Origin of the sequence: uncultured Faecalicoccus sp. (assembly GCF_944325745.1) — a bacterium.
GTDB lineage: Bacteria > Bacillota_I > Bacilli_A > Erysipelotrichales > Erysipelotrichaceae > Faecalicoccus.
In genome coordinates this window covers 1-6870 of sequence record NZ_CALVBG010000060.1, presented here as the reverse complement: position 1 = coordinate 6870, position 6870 = coordinate 1, and the positions used below count along the sequence as shown (strand labels likewise).

Genomic DNA, 6870 nt, shown 5'->3' with positions numbered 1-6870 from the left:
GTTTGTATATTCTTATTGATCGTTTTCTCGATGGATGTGGTTTATTCTCATTTCTACCCGAATACCGGAGAAGGAATCACCGATTACGAGTAATTCAAATCTTGATCATGAAAAAAAGCTCAAAACTGAGCTTTTTTTGTGCTTTTTGGTCAGCTTCCTTCTTCCTCGTCTTGAGAGTAGCGATACAGCTCCCGAAATTTTAAAGGAGGATACTTTAATCTTTTTTGGAACAAGCTGGAAAAATGCCATGTATTATCGTATCCCACTTTGCGGGAAATGGAAGCCAGGGTATCGGATGTATTGATCAACATCCACTTTGTCTCGCTGAGCCGGCGATCGATCACGTAGTTGATCGGAGAGATTCCGTAAACTTTGGCAAATTCATGGCTGATATGATCCTGACTGATATGGAAGACCTCCGAAAGTTTCTTCAAGGAAATCGGAGAGGTGTAATTTTCGTTGATATAGATCAAAATATCGCGGGCAAACGAAGAATCCCCATGGCGCTCCAAGATGGGATCGCTGCGAAAGATTTCTACATAGATCGATGCCAGAGAAGCAGCCAGCAGATCCATGGCGGCAAGCGCCGTCGGCGAAGGGCTTCCTCCAACGTTCAAGACTTCGATTCAACAAAGTCTTGAAATGAAAAGAAAGACAGAAATCGATTTCATCAATGGTGCTGTCGTGGATTGGGGAAAGAAATACGGAATCCCTACACCAGTCAACCAAACTTTGGTGACTTGTGTAAAAGGAATTGAAAAATTCTTGTTGGTTTACCAACCAAGCTTGAAAAAGGAGTCCAAATAAATGGGAGCCTATTTGGAGCATATGGCCCTTCGGGTAAAGGATTTAGATTGGCATATTGATTTCTTTAAAAACATCTTTGATATGCAGGTCACAATGGAAATGGGGGAGTTCCCTTATCGAAAAGTCTGGTTAGACGGCGGGCTTCAGCTGAATGAAACACCTGATTTTGAAGGACCGGAAGGACGGGCCGACCACTTGGGCATCATGACCCAAGACATGGATAAAGTGTTAGAAAAGGCATATGCCTTGGGAGTCAAAGAATTGCCGCAGGGACATAACTGGATCTGTTTGGAAAGCGGACTTTGTATTGAGGTCATTGAAGAAAAGAAAAAGGAGTCATAAAAAAATGAAAAAAGTAATGATGCTGCATTGCGTGAACCATAATATGTATGGAAAAAGAGACCCGAAACAATATGGGACGATCACGCTGGAAGAAATCGATCGTTTGATCGTTGAAACGGCAGAAAAAGAAAATATTCGCGTGGATTCTTACCAGTCGAATCACGAAGGAGATATTGTGGATAAGATCCATGAAGTATTCTATGAAAACTACGATGGTGTGATCATCAATCCAGGGGCATGGACACATTACAGCTATGCGATCCATGATGCGCTGGAGATCTTGGAATGCCCGATCATCGAAGTGCATATGTCCAATATCTTCAACCGTGAAGATTTCCGTTCTCATTCTGTGATTGCACCGGTCGCTCATGGTGTTATTGCCGGTATGGGAGCTTCCGCTTACACTTTGGCTGTAAAAGGATTAGCGGATCTTTTCGCAGAAGAAAACAAATAAGAACGAAAAACAAAACGAGCTTGGTCAGCCAAACTCGTTTTTTTTATTGATATTGTTTTTTCGAAGAGAAGCCACGGCCCCATACTTCGCTGACACGACTGACGACCATAAAGGCATCGGGATCGATATTACGAATCAGTTTTTCGATCTTAGGCAGTTCCCGGTTAGAAATAATCGTTAAGATCACTTCCTGTTTTTGTTGGGAATAACCGCCTTTGGCATCCAGTAAAGTGACGCCTCGATCCACATTGGACAAGATATTCTTGGCAATCTCTTGAGACCGTGGACTGATGATCTTCACTTCCGTTCTTGTTGTTCCCATCAAGATCACCTTATCCAGTACAACCGAAGTTAAAAGAATCAATAAAATTCCGTATAACAATCTTTCCATAGGATTGTATAAGGTTTGACAAGATAAAATGATGAAATCAAACACATATAAGCTTGCCGAGACAGGAATTCGAAAAAAGTGATGGAGCAAAAGCGGAGGGATATCCATGCCGCCAGTACTGGCTCCGCTGCGAATCACGATTCCTAAGGCAAGGCCGATGCCCATGCCGGCAAAAATTGTATTTAGAAGCGCATTGTCTGTGATGACATAGTTGCCTAAACATTGGTTGAAAAATTCCAGAAACAAAGGATATAGGATCGTGCTGGCAATGGTGGTCATCGCAAACGTTTTTCCTAAAATGAGAAAACCGATGATCAACATGCATAGATTGAAGATCAAAATGAATAAAGAGACGGGGATCTCAAACATATGATTCATAAATAATGCGATCCCGGTCGTTCCGGAACTCATTAAGCTGGTAGGTAAAATAAAGAGTTTTACGATCAGTGCGTAGATCAGATTTCCCACTAAAACCGGAATAAATTTATAAAAGAATTTCATAGACTGTGCCCTCCACAAAAAAAACACACTTGTTAGAATGTTTTCCCTAACAAGCGTGGATCAAGACTATCTGTCTAATACAAGAAAATTATAAAGAAATTTATCAAAAAAGAAAAGAGTCCCCTATACAAAAGGTTTCAAACGTTTCCCGACTTGATAAGAAAACCAAATTTTGATCAGATCCGGGATCACAAAAGGAATTACACAGATCATCAAGGTTTGAAAAACAGAGAAAGAGATCTGTTTTTGAAGCTGGATCCACAAGAACCAAAAAGTTCCAAAGCCGTAACAAAGAAACAATCCCACAATGGCAGTCCAAAGAAAATGCCAGGAATGATTGGACCAGAGCTTTTCCGTTGACCACATAAATAGGCTGCTGATCAAAAAGCCCAAGATATAACCCCCGGAGAGATCCAGTAAAACACTCAGACCTCCGCGAAAACTAGAGAAGACGGGAAAACCGGCAAGGCCGCAAAGGATATAACAGCCGATATAGATTGTTGCCTTTTTTCCTCCATATAAAAAAATGATCAAAAAAATCGCAAAGGTCTGCAACGTGAAAGGAATCGTAAAAGGAATCGTGATCCATGAACAAATGCTCAAGAGCGCAATCGAGACACCGCCTGTACAAAGTTCTTTCATATCCATATTTATCTCCCCCAATGCATCCATTGTAACTATTTTGATAGTCAAAGTAAACTTACTTTTCTTTCATCTCAAAACAACGTATAATTGAGCTAATAATGAATTGAAAAGAGGAAAGCTCATGAAAATCATCGAAGTGTTGAATCAAGATAAGGTCACCTTATCTTTCGAAGTATTTCCCCCTAAAAAAATGGATGATTATACAAAAGTAGAAGAAGCGGCCCGCAAGATCGCCTCTTTGCATCCTGACTTTATGTCAATCACGTATGGGGCCGGCGGTGGAACCAGTCAGTATACCGTGGATCTGGCTCGTGATTTGTATCAAAAGACCGGGACCGAAGTGATTGCTCACCTGACTTGTGTTTCCAGCACGCGCGAACATGTATCGAATATGATCCAAAGTTTCCAACAAGCCGGCATTGAAAATATCTTGGCGCTTCGCGGAGATATTCCCAAGGATGGCAAAGTGGCCCATGATTATAGTTACGCATATCAACTGATTCGCGAAATCAAAGAACATGGAGATTTCTGCATAGGCGGCGCTTGTTATCCGGAAGGTCACATTGAATGTGAACATAAAAAGGAGGATATCCTGCATCTCAAACAGAAGGTCGAGGCTGGCTGCGATTTTTTGACGACCCAAATGTTTTTTGATAATCATGTCTTTTATAATTTCTTATATCGAATCCGCGAGGCCGGGATCCATGTTCCGGTATTAGCCGGGATCATGCCGATCACCAATAAAAAACAGCTGTCACGAAGCGTACAAATGTCAGGGACACAAGTGCCGGAGCGTTTCAAGGCAATCGTGGATCATTTTGGCGACGATCCGCAAGCGATGAAACAAGCAGGCATCATTTATGCGAGTGAACAGATCATTGATCTGATTGCGAACGGGATCAAACATATTCATGTGTATTCTATGAATAAACCCGATGTGGCCGCTGCCATACAGAATAATCTTTCCGGGATCTTAAAATGAACAGGCAAGTATCAAGAAAAGAAATCTATCGTTATTTGGGCTATGGCAAAGATGTCCCGGATCCAGAGATCCAGGAACTCGTGGAAAAGACCGTGGATGAATTGCAGGCGTGCAGTTTTCGATCGATACAAAAAAGCTATACCATTGATCTTTTGACGGAAGATGAGATCAGGTTTGCGGATGTACATATTCACTCGAAAGATCTCGGCAAGAATTTGAAGAATTGTACAAAATGTGTCTGCATGGCGGCCACCTTAGGACCGTTGCCGGATCGCTTGATCCAGCGTGCGAAGATCATGGATCTTTCCAAAGCGGTTGTTTTACAGGCGGTTGGCTGTGCTTTGATCGAGGCCTATGTCGATCAGATCAATGAACAAATTCGACAAGAAGCCCATGATCAAGGCTATATTTGTCACGCTCGCTATTCTTGCGGATATGGTGATTTTGACTTAAACCACCAAAAAGACTTTATACGACTTTTAGAGATGCCGAAAACAATCGGGGTTTCTTTGACGAAAGGGAATCTCATGGTCCCTAATAAATCTGTAACGGCAGTGATTGGATGGGAAAAGAAAGGAGACCGGCTATGAAAACATTGAAAGAGCGAATCAATACCGAATGGATCTTTTTTGATGGGGCTTTGGGAACGATGTTACAGAAAAAAGGACTGACGGCCGGACAATGTCCGGAAATGTGGAATCTTAGTCATCCTGACGCTTTGGTAGAGATCCATAAAGCATATCTGGAAGCAGGGGCTCATATCATCAACGCCAACACATTTGGAGCCAACCGATTCAAAGTGGAAAATGTAGAAGAAGTTGTTACGGCAGGGATCGCTTTGGCCAAAAAAGCAGTGCAGGAAACAGGACGTCAGGATGCTTATGTCGCATTGGATATCGGGCCTACCGGAAAGCTGATGGCACCAATGGGAGATCTTGATTTTGAAGAAGCGGTCTCAACTTTTGCGGAAATGGTCAAAGCCGGGGCCAAAGCTGGTGCTGATTTAGTGTTGATTGAAACAATGTCGGACAGTTATGAAGCGAAGGCCGCCCTTTTGGCTGCCAAAGAAAATTGTGATCTGCCTGTCTTTATCACCTTTATCTTTGATGAAAACCATCGCTTGTTAAGCGGCGGCAGTGTCCAATCGGTGATCCCGATGTGCGAAGGGCTGCATGCCGATGCCGTAGGGATCAACTGTGGATTAGGGCCGGAACAGATGATACCGATCGTTCAAGAGATTGTTCATATCTCCTCTTTACCGGTGATTGTCAATCCTAATGCGGGACTGCCACGGCAGGTTGAAGATCAAACCATCTATGATCTCAGTGATGAAGAGTTTGCTTGTTGGATGAAAAAGATCGCATCATTCGGTGTACAAGGAGTGGGCGGCTGCTGCGGAACGACGCCATCCACGATCAAAGCCCTGGTTCAAGCGATTCAATCTTGTCCTTTTCATCCGATCATACCCAAGAATCAGACTTGGGTCACTTCTTATTCGCAAGCCGTACAACTGGGTCCGCAACCCATCGTGATTGGAGAAAGAATCAATCCGACAGGGAAAAAGCGTTTAAAAGAAGCCCTTCGTCATCAGGAATATGAATATGTTTTGTCGCAAGCTTTAGAACAAGAAGCGGCGGGGGCGCAGATCTTAGATGTCAATGTGGGATTGCCGGAAATTGATGAAGCTTTTATGATGAAAGAAATGATCTATCAGATCCAGAGCGTCAGTGCTTGCCCGCTCCAGATCGATACGGGGAATCTGGAGGCTTTGGAACGAGGCTTGCGAATCTATAATGGAAGACCTATGGTCAATTCTGTGAATGGGAAACTTGAATCGATGGAAACGGTTTTTCCTTTGATCAAAAAATATGGAGCCGTCGTTGTGGGACTTTGTTTAGATGAACAAGGGATCCCGGAAACAGCTAAAGAGCGAGTGGATATCGCGCGAAAAATTTATGCCAAAGCTAAAGAATATGGTATTCCCTCAAAAGATATCGTGATCGATGGTCTGGCGATGACGATCTCCAGCTCGAGCCATGCCGGAGTGGTGGCCATGGAAACCATTGAAACAATCTCGAGGGAATTCCATGGCCACACGATCTTGGGCGTTTCCAATATTTCATTTGGATTGCCGCAACGAGACATCATCAATTCGCATTTTTTGACGATGGCTTTAACGAAAGGTCTATCTTGCGCAATCATCAACCCTAACAGCGAAGCGATGATGAAATCCTATCGTTCGTATTTGGCTTTACAGGCCCTGGATCCTCAATGCCAAGGCTATATTGGAGCTTATGGATCCGCTTTGATTCCCAAAGTTTCGGATGCTTCAGAAGATATGACTTTGACGCAAGCCATCCAGGCAGGCTTAAAAGGAAAGGCAGAACTGCTGACAAAAGAACTTTTGAATCAAAAAGAACCATTGGAGATCATCGATGCCGAACTGATCCCGGCTTTGGATCAAGTAGGAAAAGAATACGAAGCAGGGACTTTGTTTCTGCCGCAGCTTTTGATGAGTGCTGAAGCGGCTAAGGTCAGCTTTGCGGTGATCAAAGATAAAATGCCGCAAGATAAAAAGATCGCCAAAGGAAGGATCGTGCTTGCCACGGTTCAAGGGGATATTCATGATATCGGGAAAAATATCGTAAAAGTTTTATTGGAAAACTATGGATATGAAGTAATTGATCTGGGAAAGGATGTTGCTCCGGAACAGATTGTTTCCTGTGTGAAAAAGGAAAAGATCTCTTT

General features: G+C 43.1%; 9 protein-coding genes. 6 read left to right on the top strand and 3 right to left on the bottom strand.

Going from position 1 to position 6870, the window contains the following annotated elements:
- Window positions 1–149: 149 nt before the first annotated feature.
- Entirely contained in the window at window positions 150–617 is a 468-nt protein-coding gene (locus Q0J48_RS06030; RefSeq protein ID WP_296242506.1) for an AraC family transcriptional regulator, read from the bottom strand.
- Between the two features lie 25 nt (window positions 618–642).
- Here Q0J48_RS06030 and Q0J48_RS06025 point away from each other — a divergent pair, with 25 nt between their 5' ends.
- The 3 genes from Q0J48_RS06025 to aroQ are packed head-to-tail and all read left to right on the top strand — an operon-like array spanning window position 643 to window position 1603.
- Window positions 643–807 (top strand): ketopantoate reductase C-terminal domain-containing protein, encoded by a 165-nt coding sequence (locus Q0J48_RS06025; protein ID WP_296242504.1) that lies wholly within the window; start codon window positions 643–645, stop codon window positions 805–807.
- On the top strand, window positions 808–1149 hold the full coding sequence (locus tag Q0J48_RS06020; RefSeq protein ID WP_296242503.1) for a VOC family protein: 342 nt from the start codon (window positions 808–810) through the stop codon (window positions 1147–1149).
- 4 nt (window positions 1150–1153) lie between these two features.
- The gene (gene aroQ, locus Q0J48_RS06015) at window positions 1154–1603 is read left to right on the top strand and encodes a type II 3-dehydroquinate dehydratase (protein WP_296242501.1); all 450 of its coding nucleotides are present in this window, start codon (window positions 1154–1156) and stop codon (window positions 1601–1603) included.
- A gap of 43 nt (window positions 1604–1646) precedes the next feature.
- Here the strand turns inward: aroQ and Q0J48_RS06010 are convergent, their stop codons facing one another.
- Entirely contained in the window at window positions 1647–2495 is an 849-nt protein-coding gene (locus Q0J48_RS06010) for a YitT family protein (protein ID WP_296242500.1), read from the bottom strand.
- Window positions 2496–2618: 123 nt separating this feature from the next.
- Window positions 2619–3143, bottom strand: a complete 525-nt coding sequence (locus tag Q0J48_RS06005; protein WP_296242498.1) for a biotin transporter BioY — start codon at window positions 3141–3143, stop codon at window positions 2619–2621.
- Window positions 3144–3261: 118 nt separating this feature from the next.
- Here Q0J48_RS06005 and metF point away from each other — a divergent pair, with 118 nt between their 5' ends.
- The 3 genes from metF to Q0J48_RS05990 all read left to right on the top strand — a co-directional run.
- On the top strand, window positions 3262–4122 hold the full coding sequence (metF, locus tag Q0J48_RS06000) for a methylenetetrahydrofolate reductase [NAD(P)H] (protein WP_296242497.1): 861 nt from the start codon (window positions 3262–3264) through the stop codon (window positions 4120–4122).
- Window positions 4119–4712, top strand: coding sequence for a vitamin B12 dependent-methionine synthase activation domain-containing protein (locus Q0J48_RS05995; protein ID WP_296242496.1), 594 nt, complete (start codon window positions 4119–4121; stop codon window positions 4710–4712). Before metF ends, Q0J48_RS05995 begins: the two co-directional genes overlap by 4 nt.
- Window positions 4709–6870: homocysteine S-methyltransferase family protein (locus tag Q0J48_RS05990; RefSeq protein ID WP_296242495.1), on the top strand; the 2162-nt coding region annotated here is incomplete at its 3' end. The genes Q0J48_RS05995 and Q0J48_RS05990, both read left to right, overlap by 4 nt.